Raw genomic sequence first — 24,990 nt, 5'->3', positions numbered from 1 at the left:
CTCCCTCCTAATCATCACTTACGCGAACGGATGTGGATGTGGATTGAGTTGTTCATGCGTTAGCGATTGCTGCGCATATCCAAGTTTCATTGGCACGTGTAATACCCTATCTAAACCAGTTAAGCGCGTAAGATGGTGCCCAAATGTCATTGGCAACATTCCTGGAATGATTACTTTCACACAATGTAATCCATTTCGCTTTATTTCTGGTGCAGTCTGATCTACTACAATCACATCAAAGTTCAACTGGTGTAACATCTGAAGTATTTCTTTTAAATCATCTGTTAAATCCTCATGTCTTGTTTTCTGCTTGAATGCCTCAGTAAGTGTTTGTACCGGGCGATTTTTATCTAGTAAAAACTGAAACCGTTCTTCTGATTCTGGTAAACCACATACCATCGGATGGTCAGGCATCTGCTTCACAAGGGAAGGATTATGGAACATTTGTACATATTTCTTGCGATTCTCCTCAAATTCTTTATCAAGCGTTAACATCATGCCAGCTAATTCATATATTGCACTTTTCGCCGCTCGCACTGGATCTAAATGTGCCCCAGCTGCACAGATAATATTTAATCCCTCCCTCTTTCTGTTTTTTGCCAGTGCCCAAATGCTTGGAATTCCTTGCTCCATTGTCGAGTTAAACAAATGTATATCATATCCCCCTACTGCACGCACACGTTCTGCCATCAACTGCAACTCTTGATCATCGACAGAAGAAAGATCAAGACGCGGAAGAGGAAGCTCAGCATACCAAGTTAGCAAAAATGAATCGCGCTCAATGACTTCTAAAATGCCATAAAAAACGGCTTCTTCTAAACTGCCACCTAATGCGCAACCATTAGAAGTCTCATAAACAAAACCATCTTTACCACCTAAACTATAATAAGCAAGTAGTTCTGGAACTAAAATGGGACGTTCTTGCAAAAAAGAATAACCCCATACCCAATTCATTGGACGATCTGGATGAAACGGTTTAAACGGAAAATTAGGTTGTATATATTGTTCGTTTGCATGTACACCCACTTCAAGAGGATTAAGTGCTTGATGAGCTATATTACGAAATGTGTCCTTGATGACAGTACGTTTCCCACGCGGTTCTAGCCCGCAATATCGTTCTAATCCTTCTAAAATGGCAGTTAATTCACTAGTTGCATATGAATGGGTACGACCAGCTGTTCCTTCGTCTCCAAAAAGAAGCGGAAGATTTACACTTACCTCGGCAAATGGAGGTGTAAGGTTATACATTTTATCATTTAAAAAACCAGTCTCATAATCTAGATAATCATTGGCCAATACTTTACTTAGTTCAGAGATTGAACGACAACGATAATTATTTATATTAACCTTCGGGCTTGATTGCAATGTAATATTAGCTGAATGTGATGAATCATTAGGCAATTGGCTACAATTTAGGCATAAGGCATGAGGAAGAAAAAAATGATAGGAGCTTTTCAAAGTTTGTAAATTCACGAAACATACGTGACCTTCTAATCGTGCATAATCATCCTGTAAAATGCACTGCACCTCATTTAACAGAAGATGTGTCATCTGTAATATTCCATTATTTGATGCCCATATGTCTCGGGGGCTTTCCTTATTTGTTGTTAGGTTTTGTAATATTCGCCACATCTCTTTCGAATCTTTCCCTGCAAAAGTACGGCGTATATCTGCACATTGAGAACAGCCCGATGTGCCAGGGCGAACGAGCGGACCGATTATTCCTTTTCCAAATGAAACGAAGGCTCGCAGCCAAGGAATATTCGTTGATTGAAGTACACTTTCTGCCTCTGTATGAAATGAAGGATTCCAATTATCATGTAACACAAGAACTAAATCGGTTGTTTCTGGAATTTTCCGATCAAAATCTGTTTGTTGATTGATTTCATACTGTTCAGCTAATTCTTTATATACACGTTTTGCCAATAGTCCTTCTCCAATTATTAAAATGGAAGAGCTCAATAGGATTCCTCCTCTCCCAATAATACTCCATAAATTCCTGCCAATTCCTCTTTCCAGACCTCTTCTAGCGATATTTCAAATACGTAAAGCCGTTTTCCATTTTGTTTTAGTGTCTGCTTTGCAGATTGTAATATTTCTTCATCTGTCAAGTTTTCACAAGAAGAAATGGCGAATTGTAATGGCGTTTTATCTTGTAATAAAACGGATGAATTCTCTATTGTTTGTGATGCGAGGCAATCGCCACAATTTTGTACTTCTATTAGTGCCTGTTGTAATGCTTTCCGTAATGCTATTGTTCTATTAACGCCTACACTTCCGTACCAGCGATTATTCGTACCAATCCAAATAACCGGAAAGTTAAAAATAGCCTCTCCTAAAGCAATTGTAGGTGTTCCTTGCATTGTGGTAAGTGCTTGCAAATAATAGCGGCAGCGTTCATCTTCTACTCCATCTAATTGCAGGGGAGAAACAGCAATTTTTTGTTGTAGTTGTCTCTTACGAAATTCTTCATCCAAGCATTTTTCTAATCCTCTAATTACACATTCTGCAATCGTTTCCCCGGCTCCGATTCCTAGAAAATCTTCATCTTCAGAAAGCTTGGAACGAACGATTCGTGATATATAGGTCTCAACTCCAGCTAATCCAGATTCGTACCTAGCTTCCATATGTGTTAAACCTGTACTAATCATATCTGGTAATAATTCAGCGGGTCCTTCTGACAACGGATCAACTGTTTGAATGCGACATTGAGCCAATGGCAGCTGTTTTAAGTCACCTGCTTCCCAAACATGAAAAATCCCTGCTTCTTTAGATACTAGGGAATTCAAGTTAAGAGTATATTCATTCGATTCATTTATATTTGAGTTTTGTTTCATTCTCGTATTAATATCTTGGACCCATTCGATTTCCATTCTCTCATTTACTAATGGATGAGGAAAAAAGGAGTGCCAGTTTCCTTCTAACGTTTCTGAATTTAGTAAAAAAATTTGATTCGTTTTCGTATCATTTGTTACATCTGTAACCTTTTTGAACAATTCAAATACAATTACATTTGCTAACATCGCTTCAGTTGTAGAAGAAACAGTGTGTACTCCTGAAGTTTTAGGAAATGCAGACTTGTGTATACGGCGCCAAGCTGATTCCCAGCAAGCATCATTTTCTGGGTGTACGAGTGGCCCGGCTAACCCGACTCCTTGCTTAAAAATGGCAGGGATAAAAATCTTTTTTTCTTCTTTACAAATAGCATGAAGAATTTTTAATTCCTCTATGTCTTCTTCTTGTGATACATACAAAATCGCCTGAAATGGCTGCAACGCATCTTTCAAAGCATTTCTTTTTTCATTTTGCAAAAAAATTTCTTCAATCGCTACTTCAGGATCTGTTTCTTGTGCATGCTCTATTAGTTCAATTATTCGTCTTTTATTGGTTGATACTGAATCAGTATTCATCATATAGAATTTCGGTAACCCCGATTCAAGTAGCGCAGAAATGAGGGAAACATAAAAAGAATCCGAACCGATGGCTAATACTTTCGTTTGGCGGTAAGATTGAAAGCGATACGCACCCGAACCGCCGAGGTTATCTAAAAATTCAATTTGAGATGCGTATTTTTCGAGAATACATTCTGGCAATTGGTGTGAATGATCTTGACTTATGTCTGTTGCAAATTCATTTTCATATAGTGTTTCTGCTATTTCAAATACTCGCTTTCGATATGGCTCAGATAAACCATCTGTTAAGCTTCCTAATGTGTATTCTCCGTTGAACATTGGCACCAGTTTTTCAATCCATTGATTAATTGACTTCCCTTCCATACGGAATGAACTTGTATTATTTCTAAAATACACTTCTCCTTTTGGATTAGAGAGAAAAAAGGTATCTCGTTTCATTTTCAAACGCGTAGAAGAGTTTAATTTTGTCATTGTACTCCTCCTTCACTGTTTATTGCATCAAAAACCTTCATCATAACAATTTTATGTATCCTATTTTTTCTTATGTCAAACGAAAAAAAGAAGTGTGATTTATCATACTTATAGAAAAGCGTCACCACAATGAAGATCATGTAGAAACGCTTTTCTTTAAGTAAAGTTTCAATTAAAAAATAGGAATTAAATAAAGCAGAATCCGTCCACGCAGAATCCACCGCCACAACCGCCGCATCCACCACAACCACCGCAACCGCCACAGCCAAAGCAGCCAAAGCAGCCAACACAACGGAATCCACAACGACCGAATCCTCCACAACGGCCACCACCGCCACAACGGCCACAGCCACCGCAACGACGAGTATAGTCGCTATCAATATAATATGGAGAAGGAATTTGACTATCCCAATACACAACATTTCCAGCATTATAGTCATTTAAATTTAACGTTTGAAGTTCTTGTTGAAAATTATTCATTTCATTACCTCCAAGTATATAATTTGCAAGTCATTACGAAAAAACGACTTGTAACAAATGGACGATAGACCATTTTGAATTGCACTCTCCAACAAAGTATGACCTATATCTAGGTATTGTGACTTGTTCAAATGCCTAATTTAGAATTATGTAACTTAGCATAAGCTCTTCTATTTGAAGTCAGCGCTTTTTTCCGTTATCGGCCGCTTTTTGCAATATACCGGCGATTCGACACAGGATAAAGACTTTTCGATAATATTCAACATACAAGTAGTCAATTCGCTGAGCTGAATCATACCGAAAAGTGAAAGGAGCAGACTAAAAAGTGGCCTTTTTAGTCTGCTCCTCATATTTTCATTAACAATGTTTTTATTTCATATTGTTCTAAGCACCAATTATATTTATTTGTAATCTGTTTAGGAACCGAAGCTAAATCTACTACTTCTTGAAATCCATGTTTACTATAAAAAGGTTTTAAGTGCTCAAATGGAATGCAATATACATTTTGAATTTGAAGTTTACGAGATTCTTTAATAAGAAATGCAACGATACTATCAGCAATTTTCTTTCCTCTATAGTCTTCTAACGTATATATCCCACCCATTTCAAAGTTGTTTTCATCAATTTTTACTAATCTTCCTAAGCCAGCTTTTTGACCATAAACATATGCTATTGCAATCTCTTCATTTTCTAAATGTGATGGTACAAAATTAGCCTTTTCATATTGAGAATGAATCCATTGTAAATCATTAGGTTTTGCTTTTTCTATATGTAACATAGGATTGACCTCCATCTATTTCAAAATGTCTTATGGTGTAACATAAAATCCCCCAAAGTTTATAGAACACTTTGGAGGAATATTTTCATTCTATACTTCGATTCATTCTATGTTGCGCCGTATCGTTCGCATTTACTTTTTTTATCGGTAAAAACATTCCAATACATGCAATACATGCACAGCCTGCAAATACAAATGGTAATGACTTTGCAGCTACGAATGATAGTGTTCCGAAAATAATAAGATCTAATATTGAATCTAAAACTGATAGCAATGAAATTGTTGTTGCTCGGACATGGGACGGGATTATGTCATTACTAAGCTGTGAGTAAATTGGATATCGAATTGCACGTACGAACCGTAACATAAAGAATGCTCCTAATATAACCCACAATGTTTCTCCGAAAAACGTTGATAACAGTAAACCGCTAACAGCTAAACCACCTGTTACATTCATTAAAATTGATCGTGAAAATCTGCTAGTCAGCCATCCAATTGAAATGGAAGAAAAATATCCTAGGATAGCAGCTAAAGCATACATAATACCAATTGCAAATACAGGAAGGCCTGCTTTCGTAAACAACGGTTGGTTAAATGTGTCGTATACTGCGCTAGCTGGAATGAACACAAGCGAGACGTTTAAAAACATAATAAGCAATTGCGGTGCTTTACGAATAACCTTTATCCCTTCAATTACTTGTGAAAAAGATTCTTCTCGGTAGGATGATAACTTCTTTGGACTTTTGATGAAAAATAGTAAAGCAAGTTCTACTATATGAAATACTATTCCAAGAACAATTAAAAGTGTAAATTGTTCTTCTCGTAAATCTTTAGCGAAATACGCCCCGAAGATTACGGCGATTAGCATGGAAATGAAACCAGCTGATTGGATTTTTCCCATTGCTTGATCCATTACATGTTGCTCATTGTTTTCTTTTAGTGACTCATAAATTAACGCTTCGTCCGCACCGGAGAAAAATGTAACTGACAAACCGTTCAATAAACTATATAGACAAAACAACCATAGGTTATCTGCGAATAATAAGATAGAAATACTACCAGTTTTTATAATAGAGCCAGTCAAAAATGATAATTTTGCACCGAAGCGATCAGCAAAAACGCCAGCTGGAATTTCCCCAACAAGTACTGCCACGCTCCAGCACATCATGACTATAAATATATTAGCTGCCGTTAAACCCCTTTCCATATAAAATAGTGTCATCACGGGCTGTAAAAAACTAATCGTTCCAAAAAATTGTACCCAAAATAAAATCGAAATGTTATGCGTTGCGATCGTTTGTTTCTTCAATTGTTCTCCTACTTTCCGTTATTCATTTTTCATAATGGATTTAGGACGCAGGAGTGCAATATTACGTTAGTTGATATTCACTCCTCTTCCTACTTTTGAGAATGTTTTTAGTGTTTTTTGCATTGTTTTTCCTCCTTCAATATAGATAGAGTTATTATAACAATTTTCTCAATATTAAAGAAACGTTTTTTAGAATCATGATAAGTTTGTATGAATGTGGAAAGTAGTATATAATAAAATACAATAAACGATTATTTTAGGTATTCCTAAAATAAAGGAGCGATACATATGAACATTACTATTTATTTCGGAAGCCACGAAGATCAAGAAGTGCGTACAATGGATTGCCATTTAGACGTTGAAGATGCAGAAGAATTTGTATCTGTTTCTTAATAAAAATATACATAATATTATGGGATAAGTACTCTTCCCTATTCTAAATTAAGATGCCTTTTTGAGGCATCTTTTTGTTTATTTTGAGGATAAAAACATTTACTTTTCAACGAATAAATAGTAGAATATAAATATAAGAACAAACGTTCGTTTTGTCTCCTCCGCTATTGGGAGGGTACTAGGAAGGATGGATTTCATTGGCTCAAATTAAACGCAGAGGAAGAAAAAAGCATACTCCTACTATTTCAAATACAGGCTTTATTGGCTCTGTGTTTATCGATACATTAGAACTTCAAAAAAAAACATATTACTTTTCTCGTAAACGATTACATATTACGCATCATGTATTAGATGGTCTCGCGCAAGCAACAAGTTCTCTTTTTGCTGAACATGGTGTCACTGCTTACTTATCATGTGCATATTTGCATAAGCAAAAGAAAATTGGATTTATTCTTTCGACGAAACCTTTTAAAGAAACTGAAGGCGTTGCTTATTTTAAAAATTATTTAATTGAAAAGAACTTTTATAACGGAAATATTGAAGAAGAACATTATCAAGAAGTTTTTAATACTGGTTTCATTGGCGTCGTTTTCGCAGACCTTTCAAGTATTGATCGTTTTAATTTTGAATTTGAAATGTCTCTTTTATCAAAGTTAATGAAAGACATGATTATTCCGGTTAAAGAGTTATTTTTACGTAATAAAATTCCAGCATACATTTCAACTGTGGAATTAGAAGATCAACATAAGTTAGGTTTTGTTTTATCCGTAAAGCCATACGATGAACGTGCTGAAGCGGATTTATATTTTGAAATGTATTTAAGAGAACGTGGTTTATATATCGGTGATGAAGAAGATGACATTGATAAGATTGTCATTCGAAAAAAAGTTGAGATTGTATAACAAAAAGGATGGTTAATTTATGATTAGCCATCCTTTTTTGATACATTATTTAAAGTTTTCATTTTCTAAAACTACAACATCTTCGTTTGTTAATCTTCCAGCCTGTTTTGTATAATTTACGAGTCTGATTATATTATCACAAGCTTGTTTTGCACCGATAACTAACAGCGGTACACCAATAAAATCAATTTTTAACCTTCTCGAAAATAAACCACCAAATGTCATAGCAATTGGTACAGTTGGTGATGTGTTAGAAAACACAATTTTTTCATGGTTTTGAAATTTATCTTGTAATAATATACTTAAATTTTTTAAAGCTGGAACTACAACTTTAGATGCACCATGACCGACTGTATAAACAGGATCGCCGTTTTCATCTCTTCCGTGAAAAATAATTTTTCCCATATCGGAAGTTTTTAGTTTATTAAAATAATCTACGTTTAATATTTCATCTTTTGTAAGTTTCCGATCAGTTGGTAGTTTTTTCAAATGATACGCCGCTGCTAATGAAGTTGTATGTGTCCCGCCATAATCGGTATAAATATAAATCATCCTATCATCCTTTAAATTAATGTACATGACTACTATTATGACCAATTATTTGCATTCTAATCTAAAACGAATTTATAAGACGTGGACAATTCAAGTTGTGTGATTGTACTTAGATAGCAATGGAATTCGTTTTGTTATTTTAGCGTAAATCTGAAACACGATACGTGCTAAAGGTTCTACTTTATTTGTATATTTGACAACTAATGCACTTGTTACGAAAGATAAAACAGCTCCACCTATAATATCTGCTGGGTAATGGACACCAACGTATATACGTGAAATACCAACTAGTATAGCCCAAAGCAATGCGATATTTTTCCAAGCTTCTCCACGTAAAATCATTGTAAATGCTATAGAAAATACAAGTACAGCATGATCACTTACAAATGAAGAATCCGCCGCATGTGGTACTAGTTTGTGTACATGATATGTGACGAATGGTCGTGGATGATTATAAAGTGCATGAATCAAAACATTTAAAAGTAGAGCAATACAAACAGAAAGTGCTGTATACAGTACTGTATATTGCTTCCGAATAGCTTCTTCCTTTTGACTGTTGCTAAACCATAAAGAAAACATCAAGATCATTGTAACATAAGGTGCGCTATTTGTAATAAATATCATCACCTTATCCAACAAAGCAGAGGATCCTGCGAAATTATTAATCCAGTGGAATATTGTGTAATTCATATAAGTCTCTCCTTGTTTACATTCAGTACATAATCACCAAGTTTATATCATTAGTGATTACCTATTTCGTTGATTTCCCCAGTATACACTAGCAATATGAAATGCTCTTTAATTTTTTCTCATCTTTTTCTCATTTTTCTTCGTTATGCTAAGTCCACAAATAAAAGCGAGAAGTATATAATCTACTTCTCGCTTTTAAGACAATTAAACAATAAGGTAACAGTCGACCCTTCTTGTTCTTTGCTGTTTATTATAATATGTCCATTGTACTTTTCTACAAGGCGCTTTGCGATGGAAAGTCCTAATCCATTTCCGCCTTGTTTTCGACTTCTTGCTTTGTCGACTCGGTAAAAACGATTTAGTACATATGGTAAATCAGACTCTGGTATTCCGACTCCTCGATCTGTAATGGTGATCTTAATTTTTTCTTCTTCTACCGCGCTTTGCAAGCAAATGTATTTTTCATGTTCTTTTGTATATTTGATCGCATTATCAACTATAATGACTAAAATTTGTTCAAGGTAAGAAGCAGGAATAGAAACACATGCATGATTCGCGTGTAATTGTCTATCAAAGTGAAAGTCCGCATGCAGCAATTCGAAATTTTGTATAACTTGTTCTATTACTGAATCTGCATGTACAGGCTCGGCTGCGATAGAATACATTTGTTCTGATTCTGCTCGGGATAATTCTAACAACTCTGATACAAGCTTATTCAGACGATCTACTTCTTTTAAACTAGAATCTAACGATTTTTGTAAGATTGCAGGGTCATTTTTTCCCCAACGATTTAACATAGAGAGATGTCCTTGTATAATCGCAAGTGGTGTACGTAATTCATGCGATGCATCTTCAACAAATTGTTTTTGTTGTACAAAGGATGTTTCTAAGTTGTCCATTAGCTCATTAAAAAGCAATCCGAGCTTGGCAAATTCATCATTGTTTTCGTGAATTGGTACCCTTTCTTTTAATCCGTTTGTCTTAATTTTATTCATCGTATCTGTAATAGCTTGCACACTTAGTAGAAGTTGCTTCGCAAGAATGGTACCGCCTAAAAAGCTAAGTAGCAATCCGCCGATACCAGCAGCTATCATAACGAGAAAAATAAGCTTCATTAAATGATCAAAAGCTTCAAAATTTTGTCCAACTTCAATTGTACCAGTAAAAGTATGGGTTGTAATCGGTGTGCGCTGTACAAATATTCTATCTTCATAATGCCTTGTCATAGAAGTTTCAGATTCATTGACGTATTTGGGCACAACTAAATTCGGATTAAAGTCACGTGAAACAGTAACCAGTATCTTTCCTTTTGCATCCAAAATTCGAATCATTTGATGTTTATCATTTATAGTTGAAAGAAAATCCTTGCTGTTTTCAATCGTATCTGCGGAAAAACTTGCATTACCATTCTTAAAATAAGCTTCAATTTCTGTTACTTGCCTGTTTATTTGTTTTTTTTCATAATCAAGCGTCCAGTGGTCAATAATGACATATTGAAAAATACTATATAAAGAAAATAAGACAAATAATAATGTGCTGGACCATAGTGTTAATTTCCACTTTACAGGTAAGTTTCGGATGCGATTTTTAATTTGGTTCATCATCGCATCACATATCCTACGCCTCTGACAGTTTGAATATAGTTTTCTTTGTCATGGCTATTCAATTTATTACGTAAATAACGAACATATACGTCTACTATATTCGTCTCTACGACTGCATTGTATCCCCAGACTTGCTCTAAAAGCATGTCTCTTGTCAAAACGCGATTAACATTTTTCATAAACATCATAAGTAACTCAAATTCTTTATTTGTTAACTCAATTATCTCTGCTGTTTTGTGTAAGGTTCGAGACTCTACATCAAGTTCTAAATCTTTAAATCTTAAAAGAAGTTTATTTTTATGCTCTTCTTTTTGATTTCGTCTCAAAATCACACGCATTCTTGCTAATAGTTCTTCAATGGCAAAAGGCTTTGGTAAATAATCATCTGCACCGCTATCTAATCCGGTTACACGATCCATAATACTATCACGAGCTGTTAACATAATAATCGGTGTTTCCTTTGTTGCACGTAATCGGCGACATACTTCTATTCCATTAAGACTTGGAAGCATTAAATCAAGAAGAATGATGTCATAATTATGTTCAAGAGCCGTTTCTAACCCTTTTCTTCCATCATACACAACGTCTACTGCATATCCTTCATACTTTAGTTCTAACTCTAAAAATTCCGCTAAACTTTCTTCATCTTCAATAATTAAAATACGTTGCAATATTTTCACTCCTATACAACAAGGTGAACAAGTAATCCAATTCCAAATATAATAGCCACAATTTGATGAGCTTTACGATACGTTACATATTTTTTCTTATCTTTCAGTCTGTCTAAAAGTATACCAGCTATGACAAGAAAAATTAATCCTATTAAAGTGAAAATGCCACTATAAATAAGAGTCATATGACGGCTACCTACTATTAAAAAATATATCCCATGACTAACAGAAACCGCAAAAACCGCATACCCGATAAACATATGATACCGCTTTAATAACATATAAAGTTCTTTTGTGTATTTGGCAACTATTACTTTCCTCTTATGCAAAAACAACCAAATATTACGAAATAACCATAAGGAACCTGCTGCAATTGCTCCATATTCTGCGAGGGATCCAAGATTTTTATTCAGACCTTTTAATGCTATTTGATTCCCTAACATAAAATCCAAAACTAACATTGTAACACCAAATGCAATAATACAAGTCCCTATAATTTTTATGGACAGATGAAAAATTTGATTTAATAAATTTTTTGACAATTCAATCCCCCCTCCTTCAGTAATTATGGAAAGTGATTGTTCGTTTATATTCTAGCCATAAAAATGGAAAAGACGATGAAAGGAAGATTAAAATTAGATGAGAAAATGCATAATCAGTTCTTAAAGAAGGGGTACAGACACGAATCGAAAAAAACACGTTAAGTAAATTTCGATATAGAAACCAATGATTTTAAAAATGTTAATACCATCTTTTTGACATAAGACCCACGCTAAGCTATTTTTCAGAGGTTAAAAACCTTGATTTTTCTACAGTAAATAGAAAAATCAGAGTTTTATATTCCTTTCTTCATTTTGAATATTTTGTATTTTTAAATAATTATTTTTTTCTAACGCTCGTTAGTTTGATAAGAAGGGAGAAATATCAAACTTACATATTAATAAACTATTGGTGCACAGAATTTAAATGATAGGATTATAGTCACCATCGAAATGAAATTCGTATTCATTGTCGATTCGAATATAGCCTAGAATGTTGCGATCCCTACACCTACGAAATACGCTTGAATAGTTCTCATTATCTCCGTTCCCTTCTGCGACAAGAATTTCCTGGTCTTCGCGATCAAGGACAATTCCAATATGGTCGTGAGAATTATTTGATAAAAGTTTTTCATAAATAACTATATCGCCGCGTTGTGGTCTAAAGTTCTGGTCATCATAATAAAAAAATCCAGTTTCGGGCAGTAGAGCCCACTCAAATATAGCACCTACACCAGCTAGTCGATAATTACCGTTTGGATAACGTATCGGCAGCAAAATTCCTGCCTGCATACAGCAATGGTATACGAATGCTGCACACCAATTCCCTTGGAGTACTTTATATATATCTGGATCAGGCCAATAATGGCAAATTTCCGTATACAGTTTATTTTCCGGAATACCAATAATGTTTTGACTTGCTAGTTCTTCTGAAATATCGGCCAACAAGCTTCGTTTATCATTTTCGTTTTTTGTAATCTTTTCATTATGATTGGTTGGAACTACTTCTTCAAATTGGTCCTTTGGAATGGATAATTCACCAAATACATTATGAAATCTTTGAACATCCATATGAGATACGGTGTGATCCAAGTTCTGAAAGAAATTATTGAGCATAATAGCATCTTTGATTAATTCATCGTATGGACCGTGGACTTTCCCACGCTGATTCTGGTAGAATATTGCCTGAAGAATGGTAAGTTGTTCATCCTTAGAAAAAATATTTAAATCTCTTATGATAGGTCTAACGGTTTCAGCGCTATTAATACCCGGAAAATAACTGATACCAGTTTTATAGAAATAATAGTTGTGAAGCAAACCTGTGATAGCCGCAATTTCTGTTTCTAATCCTCTCTTCATTGCAAGCATCGAAGCGAAAGATGATACTCCATTAAGTTGAGCATAAGCTTTTTGCCTGTTAACTCCGCTGTCCAAATCAAGTATTTCATTAACAAGTACACGAATACTTTCAAGCCTGTGTCTTGAACTTTTCACAGCTTATCCCACTCCTATTCCACTTTATTTCTTGACCAAAATTGACCTTTGGTTTAAGTACAAATTTTCACAATCTCACATTAATTTTAGCACAACATCCATTTTTATTTTGGCTAATAGCACTTTAATGGCCATCTAGAGGGAGAAATAAAGCCTAGTTATTCACTTCTGATAAATTAAATTTTATCGTAGGCTAGCTTTTTTTTTTTTGGTGACGTGATTTCTTAACTTGATGGTGATGGGGCAACTTGATTTCTTAGCTTGATGGACATGGGTCTGTACCCCAGGAAGAAATAGAGTTCGAAAATATGTAAGTATCCTGGCATGGACAAAAATTAGAGGAGTTAATTATAAGTATTGTTTTACATCACTTGCACATGTTTTTTCTCTTTGTTTTAAATCCCGAATGTGGCAGGTGGCAGGAAAAGGCGCTGACCACTTCAATACACGGCCATACGCTCTCGTCCTCCCTTAAAAAAGTGATTTTTATGTCGTTTTTTTAATTTGCATTTATATAAGTTTGAGAAATTGGTAAGTAGATTTTCACTGAAGTCCCTACTCCAACCTTACTCGTTATAAAAATTCTGCCTTGATGACGTTCAATAATTTTATAACTAATCATTAAGCCAATTCCTGTCCCTTTTTCTTTTGTGCTATAAAAAGGTTCTCCAAGTTTTATAATTCTTTCTTCCGGAATACCTACTCCCTCATCGGAAATACAAATCATTACCTCAGTATCGCTTGTCTTCTTGGCAGTAATTATGATCTTTCCTCCGTTTGGCATTGCTTCAATAGAATTTTGTAGAACGTTTATAAATACTTGTTTTAACTGTTTTTCGCAACAATCTATATATAAGAATTGAGGATCCGTTTGGAATGTGATATGAATATTTGTCATAATTGCCTTTGTGTTAATTAATGACACAACATTTTCTAATATAAAACAAAGGTTCTTTTTTTCAAAAGAAATAATTTCCGGTTTTGCAATCGATAAAAACTCATGAATAATAGATTCAATGCGTTCAATTTCAGAAATCATAAGTGGAAAATAATCTGTATCATTACTCATTTGAATTTGTAGTAATTGTATAAATCCTTTAATGACAGTTAACGGATTTCGTACTTCGTGTGCAACTCCTGCAGCAAGTTGACTAACTGCGGCTAATGTATCTGATTTATTCAATAGTTCAGCTGTCTTTTTTCGTTCTGTAATATCACGAACAAGAATCATAATTGTATCTGTTAAAAGCGGTAAACATCGTGCTTCAAAATAATACACACTATCATGCATCGGTAAGGAGTAGTCTACAACTTCTATAGAATTATTTTCTTGTACCTTTATAATTGCTTCATGTAATTGCTCGGCAGCATCAGAAGGTAAAACCTCTTGAAAACTTTTGCCCATAAATTGTTCAGTAGGCATATAAAATTTCTCTGAACAACCAGCCTTATAATCAAAAATTATTCCATCTAGATCTATTAAAAAGCATAAATCTGGAAGTGCTTTAAAGATTAGTTCTAACTCTGAGGATTTTTGGATGAGCTCTTCTTCAATCTTTTTTCGATGTGTAATATCGACACCAATTGCCCAGTGGCTATACCCAGGAACAGGGAATTCTTCTGATAGATTTGACCACATAATCGTTTTCTTATCACCATTTTTACAAGTAAGCGTCATTTCCCAATCACGAAAGTTTTTACCACGAACGAAAAATTCATTTAGCGCTTGATTTCGATATCCTTCATCAGGATAAAGCAGTTCTAATGCGTGAGGATTGTTAACAATTTCAGCTGCACTATACCCTGTTACGAGTTCACATTCTCGATTCCATATCGAAAACGTACCTTCTTCAGCAAATGCATCAACCATCACAGGCATGTTTTGTAAAATAGTATATAAATTTTCAGTAGGTATTGATCGCTTCTTTTGAAGTTGTTGCAATTTATTCATTCCTATATTAGTCATAAGTGCTACAAGAGATTTGAAATATATTGTACAAGAATCAATATGATCTTGTGGAGAAAAAATGATAAAATCACCAATAGCGTGTTCATTGATTATAATCGGGATATGAATTTTTGTATGTAAATTTGTGTCATTGGATTGTGTGCCGTAATGAAATATTGTCTCTTGATCGCAATCAAGAAGCTGATGTGAAATATGTGTTAAAAAATAAAATTGTTCTGCCATTGTTTGTATTTCTTGTATATCAATAAGTTCTGTAAGCCGATACATATCCGCCAACTCCTATATCTGTAATTCACATGTATATATTGATTTTTCAATTGTGTTTAATTTGTAAATTTACTCAACTTTTCCATTATACGAATTAAATTCATCAAGGTACATAGAAAAATAGTGTGATTTAGGAATTTTTTTATTTTTCAATACGATAGAGAAGAAAAGTGGATAAAAACACACAAAAAAGAACAAATTTCGACATATTTTGTTCTTTTTTGCGTGTTTCACTATATATTCATTTTAACTTTTCGACATCTTTGTCTAGCTCTGCCTCCTAAACAGTCGGCTCCACTTTTCTTTATAAGTCGCTGCTATGCAGAATACGACATGACCTGCACTCCCTGCTTTCTCCTTTTGTTTTAAACCTTGTATGTGGTAGAAAAAGGCCTTGCCCGCCTACAAAGAAAGAGGGTTTTTATGTCGTTTTTTCATTTGCATTTATATAGTATGAAGTTTAAATAATTGAGCTTATAAGAACAATTTTCTGCTCATATCTTCTTTGCTTTTTTAACACTTTTAGGCCGTGGTCTAAATAGCAAATTAAGTTCATCCAATAACATAATAGCGAAGTGCATGAGCAACACCGTGATCATTATTTGAAAGTGTTTTGTAACGACAAAGTACTTGAATCTCTTCCACTGCATTCCCCATTGCAATTGATATATTTGCCTTTTCCATCATAGACATATCATTTAAACCATCACCGATTGCAACGGTGTGTTCTTTTAATATTCCTAAATGATTTGCTAGTGTATATAAGCCGTTCCCTTTTTGAGCATGAATATGATTTATCTCTAGATTGTGCCAGTAAGATGCCGTAATCGATAGCTCCTCGTTATCTATGAATTGCTTCTTTAATAATTTTAATTTTTCCCTTTGATACGAGAATGGGAGAATTTTATGAATATGAACTGGCTCTGAAAATAGCGGTTTGCAACTTTCGATTGTTTTCGTTTCAGTATGCTGTAAATATAATGCTGCGATTTGTTTCAGTTCTTCTTCATCAACATGCATATCCGAGTTAATGATAAAATCCATCTCAAGTTGAATGATTTTTTCTCCGTATTCTGGAATATATACACCTTGATCTGTATACAATTGGTAAGATATATTTTTTTCTTCTAAATAATCAACGATTTCTTCTGCATGTCCATTTGTAATTGGATATCGTTGCAACATTTCATTATCCAAATACAAAATCGCACCATTTTCTGCAATAATTGGACATTGTAAATTTGTTTCTTCCAAAAGCTTTTGAACATCTGTCATAGAGCGCCCTGTACAAATAGCTACAACATGCCCTTTTTCTTGACACTCCTTAATAGCTGCTATATTTTCTTCACTAATTACTTTCTTTGATGTAAGAAGCGTTCCATCTAAATCAATTGCGATAAGTTTCATCACTGTCTCCTACTTTCGTTTCTATATATGCGATAAATGATATCGTTCTCATGTGCAACATATTAGTTATAATGTATGAAACGCATTTCAGGTCAAGAGAAAACATTTATCCCGCATTAACGGGCAGTAAGACCCCCACCTCAAGGTTAAGAGAGAAACGAAGAAGATAGGTGGGGGATAACTGCCCGTAAAAGCCCGATTGGTTCAACTAACCATCAGTGGGGGATGAAGAAAACCCCCACTGATGGAAGTTTCACTTTATTGGGATTCAGCCAAGATACGTGTTTGCTTTTTCTCCTATTTAAGTTGAAAAAGAAGGAATTGTTTTCTTTGCTCTTGAAAAGAAATATAGTCATTTGATTACATCTAAGAATTCGCTGAATCGTTTTACGGTCATAGAGCTGTACGTTAAAGAGGAGTATGAACGCCATATTATTCACTAGTTATACTGACAAGGAGGAAACGAATGAAAAAAATCACTATTGGCGATTTTAACTCGCCGGAAACTATGCGTAATCCGATTATGTTCTATAAAAACCTCATCGAGCAACAAGAGCGTCTTTTTTACCTTGATGACTTTTATGGCATGGGAGGGGCATGGGTCGCATTGCACTATGATGATGTTGTTACTATACTAAAAGACCCCCGTTTCCTCAAAGATTTGCGAAAATTCACACCGCCCCATGATAAGCAGACATCCATTGAGGAGAATACATCTGTGAGTAAATTGTTTGAATGGATGATGAATATGCCAAATATGCTTACGGTAGATCCTCCTGATCATACGCGCCTACGTCGGCTAGTCTCTAAAGCCTTTACACCGTGTATAATCGAGAACCTTCGTCCCCGTATTCAGCAAATTGCCGACGAATTGTTGGCTGCTGTACAGGAACAAGGAAAGATGGATATTATTGTGGATTTTGCTTATCCTCTCCCTCTTATTGTCATTTCAGAGATGCTCGGGATTCCCGCAGCTGATCGAAACCAGTTTCGCGAATGGACACAAGAACTCATGAACGCTGCTCTGGACCCTCGTCAGGTGACTGCAGTTACTGCAACACTCGAAAAGTTTATTCATTACATCGAAGTTTTGCTGAACGAAAAGCGCCTAAATCCTGATGATGATTTGATGAGCGCACTAGTTCAAGCGCAAGAGCAAGAAGACAAATTAAGTAAGAACGAGCTTCTTTCGACAATCTGGCTGCTCATTATTGCCGGACATGAAACGACAGTCAATCTAATCGGTAATGGCGTACTGGCGTTGCTTCAACATCCTGAACAAATGAATTTACTGCGGCATAATCCTTCCCTACTCCCTTCCGCCGTCGACGAACTATTGCGCTATGCTGGTCCAATTATGATTGCTAACCGTTTTGCTGGTGAAGATATGATAATACATGGAAAAAAGATTCGCAAAGGCGAATTAGTTCTGTTCTCTCTAGCTGCCGCAAATATTGATCCACAGAAATTCCCTTCTCCAGAAACATTGAATATTACACGGAAGGAAAATAATCATTTAGCATTTGGCACTGGTATACACCACTGTTTGGGAGCTCCGCTAGCGCGTCTAGAAGGACAAATTGCATTTGGGACATTGTTACAGCGGTTTCCTAAGCTTCGCCTAGCAATCGAACCGGATCAACTGATTTATAACTATAGCAAATTCCGTTCTCTTGCAAATCTACCAGTGGTTTTCTAACCTGTGATGCGACATTAGTACCCATGATGGTCGAATTAGCTATTGGATTGGAATAAAGATGGATCGAAAGCATCATATACATGTTGATTTCAACTAAAAGGAACAGAACTCATTTTGAACAAATATTGATTAAAATGAGTTCTGTTCTTTGTTATATAGATGTGCTTTTTATGAAAGAGTTTGATTATATCAGAATGTTGGATTGGTGAACTTTGAAATAAAGTTTGTTACTACTCAATTTTCTAAGGCGTGTAGAAGCCCGTCTTACCTAAAGTGAATTAAATATTAAATATCATCATTAGCATTTTGGGCAAGTCTCACGTACTGACCATTTCTTTCATCTCTAATGACAGCTCCTAACTGAGCTAAATCTTCTCGTAGATATTTGATATCTGCCTTTTTCTTTTCTTTCAATGCACGATCTCTAGCATAAAGTAATACATTCATTTTTTCGGGAAAATCAGTATGTCCTAAAACCCATCGCTGATATTGGCTACCAAATGGATCAGTCTCATTCCATGGATATTGGTACTTATTAAAAGCTTCTCGTACAGTATCCTTCTTCACATCAATTACTTCTCTATATAATTCGTTACTCTTTTGTCCAAGAATAATTAAATGCTTATTTTCTATATAGATTGCTAGAATGTCCTGTTTCTCAATGACATCTATTTTTTCTCCAAATTTTAATTGTAAATTATTGTAGGAAATTGTGACTTCGAGACTCTCATTTAAAATAATAAAGCCTACTAATAAACCTGCTATTGTTCCAATAACGGTGGCAACACTTGAAACCCATAAGCTGTTAAAGAATGTAATGAGTAAAATTAACTTTTCCATTGGAACTACTGGAAGTTTTAGTATCCAGTTGGCAATGATGGGAAGAAACCAACCAATCAAACCACCTAATATCATGGGCACTAAAACAATAATTGCTTTTTCGAACTTACTATGTCCAAGAAATGTTTCTCTCTCTATCATAATACCTATCCTTCCTATTAGATTCGTTATAAACAATATTTTGTAATGATATAAATCCATTTTAATTTTTCGACATCTTTGTCTAGCTCTACCTCATAAACAATCGGCTCCGCTTTTCTTTATGATCCAGCTCCAGCGGCTATGCAGAATCCAACATGACCGCTACTTGCTTTCTCCCTTTGTTTGAAACCTCGCATGTGGCAGGAGAAGGCCCTGACCGCTTCTATGCACGGCCAGATGCTCTCGCCCCCTCCTAAAAAGAAAGGGATTTTATGTCGTTTTTTCAACTTGTATATATAAATGATTGTTTGTTTTCATTATTTAACTATTTTCAATATGCTTTTTATCAATTCTTCACTATAATCTTCCAAACTCATTTTATTTTGGGAGGATATCAAAGATTCCGCTATCGAACCTTGAATAATAGTTGCTGTCACTTGAACATTAAAACCTCCAAATTCTTTTGATTCCTGTCCTTGTAAGAGAATTTCTTGTAATAACCCCTTTACTAAACCTTCTTCATCGTCTTCTAGTAAATAATAAGGAATATGATCTGGTGTTCGTGCATTAAAAACTATTTCAATTAAAGCGATATTATTTGTTCGGTTTATAACCTGATAAGCTAAACTTGCTTCGATAAATGCTTTTAATTTTTCTATAGATGTTTGTTTTTGCCCAACCCTTGCATGGATAAATAACCATTCTTTTTCAACTAAATACATTAAAGTATTGTTCATCAAATCTTCTTTACCAGAAAAGTGATAAGAAATTAACCCTGTACTTATGTTTGCTTTTTTTGCTATTTTCGACAAACTTGTACTTACATACCCAACTTCTCTTAAAACTTCAATAGCGGCCTTCATTATTTGTTCTCTTCTTGCTTCTGTTATAAAAGATTGTCTGTCTTCCATAAGAATCACCACCTTATAAATTATTCACCGTTTTTAATTAAACGTTCATTTTTTTGATTGATCGTTCAATTAATTAAATTGTATGATTTTTCCTTTTCATTGTCAAATCTAATTTTATAATGAAATTGCATCTTTAGAACCTTTACGACCACTACAAGGGGTCATCATACTAGAAAAATTGTAAAACTTACTGTGGCAGTGTTCTTCAAGGATCATCACATATTCAGAAAGATAAAACCCAACCATTAATTGAACATTGAATAACGCACAAAACTCCCGAAATGATATGGTGTGTCCTTACAGCTAATGAAATGGTTAAGACATTTCATATTTTCAAATTCAAAACGTAACAAAAACGAACATTTATGCTACATATATTAATGAAAAACATTATTTGATAAAAAATAGATCGATATAGCCTAGTTTTACACGCATCTCAGCTGAACCCCCTTATTGCAGCAAAAATTTTTGTTTTCTTTGTATGTAAAAAAGTATGAAAATGATTGTTATTATCAATAATATACATAAGACAAGGGTAACCAACATTGGGCTACCCTTAAAGACTTAAACTTCTGGTATAAATGTTTTACAATCTGTTTCTTTACTATCAGATGCTTGTTTCCCTGTATGACTTACTACATAAATAGATTCCGCATTGCACTTATTTCCATTTCCCCAATATTGGCAATTGTTTACTTCACAAAGAACATCTTGAGCCATAGTATGACACCTCCTTTTTTGTTTAGTATAAACAGCATCGAGAGGTGTCATACTGTTTCGTAGCCATTCGCCTAGAAAGATAATGGTAATTCTTCTAATGATCGTATTAAATAATTACCACTCCATTTTAAATCTTCTCGTTTTCCTTTTAATTTAAGATTGGGCATACGATGTAATAAAGTAGGAATTGCAATTTTCGCTTCTAAACGAGCAAGCGGTGCACCAAGGCAGAAATGAATACCATGACCAAAAGCGATATGACGGTTATTTTTTCTTGTAATATCAAAAATATGAGCGTTGGGAAATATCTTTTCATCGCGGTTCGCAGAGGCTAAGGAAATAATAACCTCATTTTTCGGATGAATATTTTGACCATGCAATGTAAATGATTCTGCTGCCCAGCGCATAGTCGTTATTTCAACTGGACTGTAAAATCGTAATGACTCCTCAATTGCTGAGTCAATCAAATCTGGATTTTGACGTAGAAGTAGCAATTGATCAGGATGTTCAAGCAATGCTAGAGTCATATTGGTGATTAAATTGACAGTTGTTTCGTGTCCAGCGACGATGAGCAGCATAATCATTGAATTTAATTCCGGGGCACTTAATTTTGTTCCTTCACTTTCTGCTTGTATTAATGCACTCACTAAATCATTTGAAGGATTTTCTCGTTTTTTATCTACTAAATCTCGTAAATAATCAATGAATTCACCTAACTTTTTATCAGTTTCTCGAATAGCTTCTAGTGTATCTGGAGAATCAATAACCGTATGTGACCAAATTCTAAATTTATCTCGGTCTTCTTGAGGGATACCAAGCATCTCGCTAATCACAATAATTGGAAGTGGAAAAGCATAATCATTTACGAGGTTTATAGTGTGCTGATGTTCTATTTTGTCTAATAAAGTATTAGCAATGGCTTGAATGTTATCTTTCAGCTGTAAAATCATCTGCGGGGTAAACGCTTTTTGAACAAGGGATCGTAGGCGACTATGGTCAGGTGGATCAGATCTCAACATATGTTTTCTCAAATACTCTCCATTTTCTAATGTAAAATAGGCCTCAAACTCTTCTTTACTAAATACATTTTTAGCATCCTTCAGTAAACGTGTATCTTTTAATAAACTTACTGCATCTTCATATCTTGTAATAAGCCATGCGTTAGGATATACCTGATAAACAGGATGAGATGCACGTAACTCTTTGTAAATATCATATGCTTCATGCTTAAACGCAGCCGAAGTTAATTGGATCTCAGGTAATGTGTTACGATTCATTTCGTTATTTGAAGACATACCGATAACCTCCACCTTTAGAAATATTTGGTGACCATTGCACCTAATGACCATTATAACGTATTGACTTTTATAAAAGTTGAGAAAATCCCGCCTGAATATTGCCTTTTATATTGAAACAAAAAAAGAAATGTATAAATGTACATCTCTTTTTTGTTGAACTATATGACTTACTACTCTAACTTTATGATGTTAGGAACGGCTTCCCTGTTGTATGTTTTTGTGTATGTATCTCCATCGGGAGTAATAAATTGTAAAGTAATCTTGCCGCAAACACCCGAGTAAAATTGAAACTCTCCTTGTGAATTTGTGACAGCGCGTTCGTTATTAGCAATTGAACCCTCATACACTTTTACACCAGATAGCGGCTTATCCGTATGATCTACCGCAACAGCTTTGATTTGAATAGCACTCGCTCTACAATCTAAATCATTTTCATGACTTATTTTATTATATGCAGCAATCCCTATTACAAAAGTAATTATTACAATACATGTAAAAAAGGCTATTACTCTTCTTCTTTTCAAGACGAATCACCCGCTTTTATTTAGGATGAAGACATACTTTTAGAGGAATTTTTGCTTTTTTTAATTTTAATTTGTTTTAGTTGTGCCACAATCATTATGCTAATGACAACGAGTAAAAACCATGAACTAATTTTTCCAATGTGAACGAGTTTCCACGTTCCATGTTGATTAGGATATTGCCACGCTCCAAAGAAAGTGGCGATATTTTCTGCAATCCAAATGAAAAAACCAATCAAGAAAAATGAAAGAACAAGCGGCATTTTATATGTAACCTCTTGCAAAGAGAAATGTACATAAGTACGAAAAAAAACCACAAATAATAAAGCCGTTAGAACCCAGCGGAAATCATACATAAAGTGATGTGTGAAAAAGTTAAAATAAATCATTGCTCCAAGTAGCATCGTCCATATCGCATTTGGCCACCCTTGAACTTGCAGGTGAAACCTGCGCCATGCCTGACATATATAACTCGCAACACTCGCGTACATGAAGCCGCTATAAAGCGGGACACCCATCACTTTTGTCCACGCCTGCTCAGGATAAGCCCAAGAACCTTGATGTACTTTATATATTTCTAATGCCAGTCCAATAAGGTGGAAAACCGTAATCACTTTGAGCTCATCTTTTGTTTCAAGTCCAGCTTTATACATGCCATATTGAATAAAAAGGCAGACAAGCAAGATGAAATCATAGCGGTATAGACCTGGAATATGGATCACCTTCGAAAGAGCAAGTGTCAAAAAGATGAATACAGGAAAAATGCAGGAAAGAGCTTGTTGATAGCCAAAATAAATTAATTGTCGTAAATATACCATTGTTATTCTCCTCAAAATGTGCATCAATCGTTTGATTTGGTAATCGTAGCGTTTATTCATTATAACCTATTTGTTTTTATGAAGGTTTAGAAAATTAAAGCTTTATATTACTTTTTATATAAGTAATCTTATGTTTAATAGTTGCCAAATATAAAAGACTTATAAGGAGACGTTATGGATGACTGAAACGAGCAAGAATCGATTAAGACCGCGATTGATTTGCTTCATTATAATAACATTGATAAGTGGTTGGCTTGGCGTATTACTTGATTCGCTTCTTAAAGATCAACCCAAAGGTAGTTCTTTAGGAATGGGATTATGGTTAGTTCTTCCGTTTTTAACGGCATTCTTGCTTCGGATAACGGGTCGTGATTGGAAGAATTCTGGGATTAGACTAAATCTAATAGGTAATATAAAATGGTATGCTGTTGGCTTGCTTATCTATCCAATAGTTACCATCATAACCCTTTTAATCGCTTGGTTATTTGGAGTTATTCAAGTTTCTAACTTTGAATCCTCGTTGCCTATTTCTGTGATACTTGTTTCTTTTTTAGGTAATTTTATTAAAAATATTTTTGAAGAGTTTTCATGGCGAGGTTATTTAACTCCTAAACTTATAGAACTTAAGTTAAATGATTGGCTGATATACCTTGTTTCCGGTATTATTTGGGCTTTATGGCATACCGCATATTATTTAGTGTTTTTGCCAGAGGAATACTTTACATCCCTTTCTAGAACGGGTACGATATTATCAGGGTGCGTGCTTATGGTTGCATGGGCTGTTATGTATGTTGAGATTTACAGACTCACAAATTCAGTGTGGCCATGTGTATTAATGCATGCAGCTGAAGATGCGGTTCCAACCCTTTTGATGACAATTAGTGGAGCTATCACACTTACTAAGAATGGCGATATTTGGTTGAACCCTGCAAGCGGAGTAGTTGCGACAGTTTTATTTTTGGGAATAGGTCTGATTCTTAGATCAGTCAGAATCAAAAAAGATCTCAATATTTTCTCATAGACGGTTATGAAACAGCGATTTCTTTCTTTAATAGGTGGTTTTTCATAAAAAACCTTCCCATGTAGTATGTAAGGAGATTATC

At 34.8% G+C, this 24,990-nt stretch carries 22 protein-coding genes; 3 read left to right on the top strand and 19 right to left on the bottom strand.

Annotation, left to right across the window (positions count from 1 at the left end; all coding sequences use genetic code 11):
• Positions 1 to 18: 18 nt before the first annotated feature.
• The 5 genes from BR72_RS06570 to BR72_RS06550 all read right to left on the bottom strand — a co-directional run bounded on the left by BR72_RS06570 (position 19) and on the right by BR72_RS06550 (position 6,451).
• Positions 19 to 1,962 carry a TOMM precursor leader peptide-binding protein gene (locus BR72_RS06570; protein WP_035431194.1) on the bottom strand — a complete coding sequence of 648 codons (1,944 nt, stop codon included), beginning with the start codon at positions 1,960 to 1,962 and terminating at the stop codon, positions 19 to 21.
• The gene (locus tag BR72_RS06565) at positions 1,959 to 3,884 is read right to left on the bottom strand and encodes a putative thiazole-containing bacteriocin maturation protein (RefSeq protein WP_035431191.1); all 1,926 of its coding nucleotides are present in this window, start codon (positions 3,882 to 3,884) and stop codon (positions 1,959 to 1,961) included. Before BR72_RS06565 ends, BR72_RS06570 begins: the two co-directional genes overlap by 4 nt.
• 186 nt (positions 3,885 to 4,070) lie before the next feature.
• Positions 4,071 to 4,364, bottom strand: coding sequence for a heterocycloanthracin/sonorensin family bacteriocin (locus BR72_RS25365; protein WP_081904806.1), 294 nt, complete (start codon positions 4,362 to 4,364; stop codon positions 4,071 to 4,073).
• 346 nt (positions 4,365 to 4,710) lie between these two features.
• Complete coding sequence (locus BR72_RS06555; RefSeq protein ID WP_035431186.1) at positions 4,711 to 5,142, bottom strand: GNAT family N-acetyltransferase; 432 nt, start codon at positions 5,140 to 5,142, stop codon at positions 4,711 to 4,713.
• Positions 5,143 to 5,227: 85 nt separating this feature from the next.
• On the bottom strand, positions 5,228 to 6,451 hold the full coding sequence (locus BR72_RS06550; RefSeq protein ID WP_035431184.1) for an MFS transporter: 1,224 nt from the start codon (positions 6,449 to 6,451) through the stop codon (positions 5,228 to 5,230).
• A 590-nt stretch (positions 6,452 to 7,041) separates the two neighbouring features.
• On the opposite strand from BR72_RS06550, the gene BR72_RS06545 reads away from it, so the two are divergent.
• A complete protein-coding gene (locus tag BR72_RS06545) occupies positions 7,042 to 7,746 on the top strand; it encodes a hypothetical protein (protein WP_035431183.1) in 705 nt (234 codons plus the stop codon).
• 45 nt (positions 7,747 to 7,791) lie between these two features.
• Here the strand turns inward: BR72_RS06545 and BR72_RS06540 are convergent, their stop codons facing one another.
• From BR72_RS06540 to BR72_RS06505, 8 genes are all read right to left on the bottom strand, one after another.
• Positions 7,792 to 8,298, bottom strand: coding sequence for a DUF3189 family protein (locus BR72_RS06540; protein ID WP_035431181.1), 507 nt, complete (start codon positions 8,296 to 8,298; stop codon positions 7,792 to 7,794).
• Positions 8,299 to 8,388: 90 nt separating this feature from the next.
• The gene (locus BR72_RS06535; protein WP_035431179.1) at positions 8,389 to 8,988 is read right to left on the bottom strand and encodes an undecaprenyl-diphosphatase; all 600 of its coding nucleotides are present in this window, start codon (positions 8,986 to 8,988) and stop codon (positions 8,389 to 8,391) included.
• 182 nt (positions 8,989 to 9,170) lie between these two features.
• Positions 9,171 to 10,592, bottom strand: a complete 1,422-nt coding sequence (locus BR72_RS06530; RefSeq protein ID WP_035431177.1) for a sensor histidine kinase — start codon at positions 10,590 to 10,592, stop codon at positions 9,171 to 9,173.
• Positions 10,589 to 11,263 (bottom strand): response regulator transcription factor, encoded by a 675-nt coding sequence (locus tag BR72_RS06525; RefSeq protein WP_035431176.1) that lies wholly within the window; start codon positions 11,261 to 11,263, stop codon positions 10,589 to 10,591. The genes BR72_RS06530 and BR72_RS06525 overlap by 4 nt, the downstream gene beginning before the upstream one ends.
• Before the next feature lie 11 nt (positions 11,264 to 11,274).
• Complete coding sequence (locus BR72_RS06520; RefSeq protein ID WP_035431174.1) at positions 11,275 to 11,805, bottom strand: hypothetical protein; 531 nt, start codon at positions 11,803 to 11,805, stop codon at positions 11,275 to 11,277.
• Between the two features lie 420 nt (positions 11,806 to 12,225).
• Positions 12,226 to 13,296 carry a CHAP domain-containing protein gene (locus tag BR72_RS06515; protein ID WP_035431173.1) on the bottom strand — a complete coding sequence of 357 codons (1,071 nt, stop codon included), beginning with the start codon at positions 13,294 to 13,296 and terminating at the stop codon, positions 12,226 to 12,228.
• Positions 13,297 to 13,795: 499 nt separating this feature from the next.
• Positions 13,796 to 15,532: a PAS domain-containing sensor histidine kinase gene (locus tag BR72_RS06510; protein WP_035431172.1), complete on the bottom strand. Its 1,737-nt coding sequence runs from the start codon at positions 15,530 to 15,532 to the stop codon at positions 13,796 to 13,798.
• Between the two features lie 552 nt (positions 15,533 to 16,084).
• Complete coding sequence (locus tag BR72_RS06505; RefSeq protein ID WP_035431170.1) at positions 16,085 to 16,939, bottom strand: Cof-type HAD-IIB family hydrolase; 855 nt, start codon at positions 16,937 to 16,939, stop codon at positions 16,085 to 16,087.
• A gap of 466 nt (positions 16,940 to 17,405) precedes the next feature.
• Between BR72_RS06505 and BR72_RS06500 the strand changes: the two genes are divergently transcribed.
• Entirely contained in the window at positions 17,406 to 18,638 is a 1,233-nt protein-coding gene (locus BR72_RS06500; protein WP_035431168.1) for a cytochrome P450 family protein, read from the top strand.
• Positions 18,639 to 18,923: 285 nt separating this feature from the next.
• Here BR72_RS06500 and BR72_RS06495 read toward each other — a convergent pair whose 3' ends face one another.
• The 6 genes from BR72_RS06495 to BR72_RS06475 all read right to left on the bottom strand — a co-directional run bounded on the left by BR72_RS06495 (position 18,924) and on the right by BR72_RS06475 (position 23,887).
• Positions 18,924 to 19,619: a YqeB family protein gene (locus BR72_RS06495; protein ID WP_051957241.1), complete on the bottom strand. Its 696-nt coding sequence runs from the start codon at positions 19,617 to 19,619 to the stop codon at positions 18,924 to 18,926.
• 317 nt (positions 19,620 to 19,936) lie between these two features.
• Positions 19,937 to 20,530: a TetR/AcrR family transcriptional regulator gene (locus BR72_RS06490; protein ID WP_035431167.1), complete on the bottom strand. Its 594-nt coding sequence runs from the start codon at positions 20,528 to 20,530 to the stop codon at positions 19,937 to 19,939.
• 564 nt (positions 20,531 to 21,094) lie between these two features.
• Positions 21,095 to 21,250, bottom strand: a complete 156-nt coding sequence (locus tag BR72_RS25355) for a DUF1540 domain-containing protein (protein WP_081904805.1) — start codon at positions 21,248 to 21,250, stop codon at positions 21,095 to 21,097.
• Positions 21,251 to 21,321: 71 nt separating this feature from the next.
• Complete coding sequence (locus BR72_RS06485; RefSeq protein ID WP_035431164.1) at positions 21,322 to 22,545, bottom strand: cytochrome P450 family protein; 1,224 nt, start codon at positions 22,543 to 22,545, stop codon at positions 21,322 to 21,324.
• 173 nt (positions 22,546 to 22,718) lie between these two features.
• Positions 22,719 to 23,072, bottom strand: coding sequence for a hypothetical protein (locus BR72_RS06480; protein ID WP_035431162.1), 354 nt, complete (start codon positions 23,070 to 23,072; stop codon positions 22,719 to 22,721).
• Between the two features lie 20 nt (positions 23,073 to 23,092).
• Complete coding sequence (locus tag BR72_RS06475) at positions 23,093 to 23,887, bottom strand: DUF817 domain-containing protein (protein WP_035431159.1); 795 nt, start codon at positions 23,885 to 23,887, stop codon at positions 23,093 to 23,095.
• A gap of 178 nt (positions 23,888 to 24,065) precedes the next feature.
• On the opposite strand from BR72_RS06475, the gene BR72_RS06470 reads away from it, so the two are divergent.
• A complete protein-coding gene (locus tag BR72_RS06470) occupies positions 24,066 to 24,908 on the top strand; it encodes a CPBP family glutamic-type intramembrane protease (RefSeq protein WP_035431157.1) in 843 nt (280 codons plus the stop codon).
• Positions 24,909 to 24,990: the final 82 nt, after the last annotated feature.

The organism is Bacillus sp. UNC322MFChir4.1 (genome assembly GCF_000746135.1).
In the GTDB taxonomy this organism is placed as follows: domain Bacteria; phylum Bacillota; class Bacilli; order Bacillales; family Bacillaceae_G; genus Bacillus_A.
Note: the sequence above shows the minus strand (reverse complement) of the source record. Positions and strands in the feature narration are given on the sequence as shown.

Coding starts and splice junctions, on each gene's coding strand:
- BR72_RS06565 (WP_035431191.1), bottom strand. CDS start 3,884: ATGACAAAATTAAACTCTTCTACGCGTTTGAAAATGAAACGAGATACC.
- BR72_RS25365 (WP_081904806.1), bottom strand. CDS start 4,364: ATGAATAATTTTCAACAAGAACTTCAAACGTTAAATTTAAATGACTAT.
- BR72_RS06555 (WP_035431186.1), bottom strand. CDS start 5,142: ATGTTACATATAGAAAAAGCAAAACCTAATGATTTACAATGGATTCAT.
- BR72_RS06540 (WP_035431181.1), bottom strand. CDS start 8,298: ATGATTTATATTTATACCGATTATGGCGGGACACATACAACTTCATTA.
- BR72_RS06535 (WP_035431179.1), bottom strand. CDS start 8,988: ATGAATTACACAATATTCCACTGGATTAATAATTTCGCAGGATCCTCT.
- BR72_RS06530 (WP_035431177.1), bottom strand. CDS start 10,592: ATGATGAACCAAATTAAAAATCGCATCCGAAACTTACCTGTAAAGTGG.
- BR72_RS06510 (WP_035431172.1), bottom strand. CDS start 15,532: ATGTATCGGCTTACAGAACTTATTGATATACAAGAAATACAAACAATG.
- BR72_RS06505 (WP_035431170.1), bottom strand. CDS start 16,939: ATGAAACTTATCGCAATTGATTTAGATGGAACGCTTCTTACATCAAAG.
- BR72_RS06500 (WP_035431168.1), top strand. CDS start 17,406: ATGAAAAAAATCACTATTGGCGATTTTAACTCGCCGGAAACTATGCGT.
- BR72_RS06495 (WP_051957241.1), bottom strand. CDS start 19,619: ATGATAGAGAGAGAAACATTTCTTGGACATAGTAAGTTCGAAAAAGCA.
- BR72_RS06490 (WP_035431167.1), bottom strand. CDS start 20,530: ATGGAAGACAGACAATCTTTTATAACAGAAGCAAGAAGAGAACAAATA.
- BR72_RS25355 (WP_081904805.1), bottom strand. CDS start 21,250: ATGGCTCAAGATGTTCTTTGTGAAGTAAACAATTGCCAATATTGGGGA.
- BR72_RS06485 (WP_035431164.1), bottom strand. CDS start 22,545: ATGTCTTCAAATAACGAAATGAATCGTAACACATTACCTGAGATCCAA.
- BR72_RS06475 (WP_035431159.1), bottom strand. CDS start 23,887: ATGGTATATTTACGACAATTAATTTATTTTGGCTATCAACAAGCTCTT.
- BR72_RS06470 (WP_035431157.1), top strand. CDS start 24,066: ATGACTGAAACGAGCAAGAATCGATTAAGACCGCGATTGATTTGCTTC.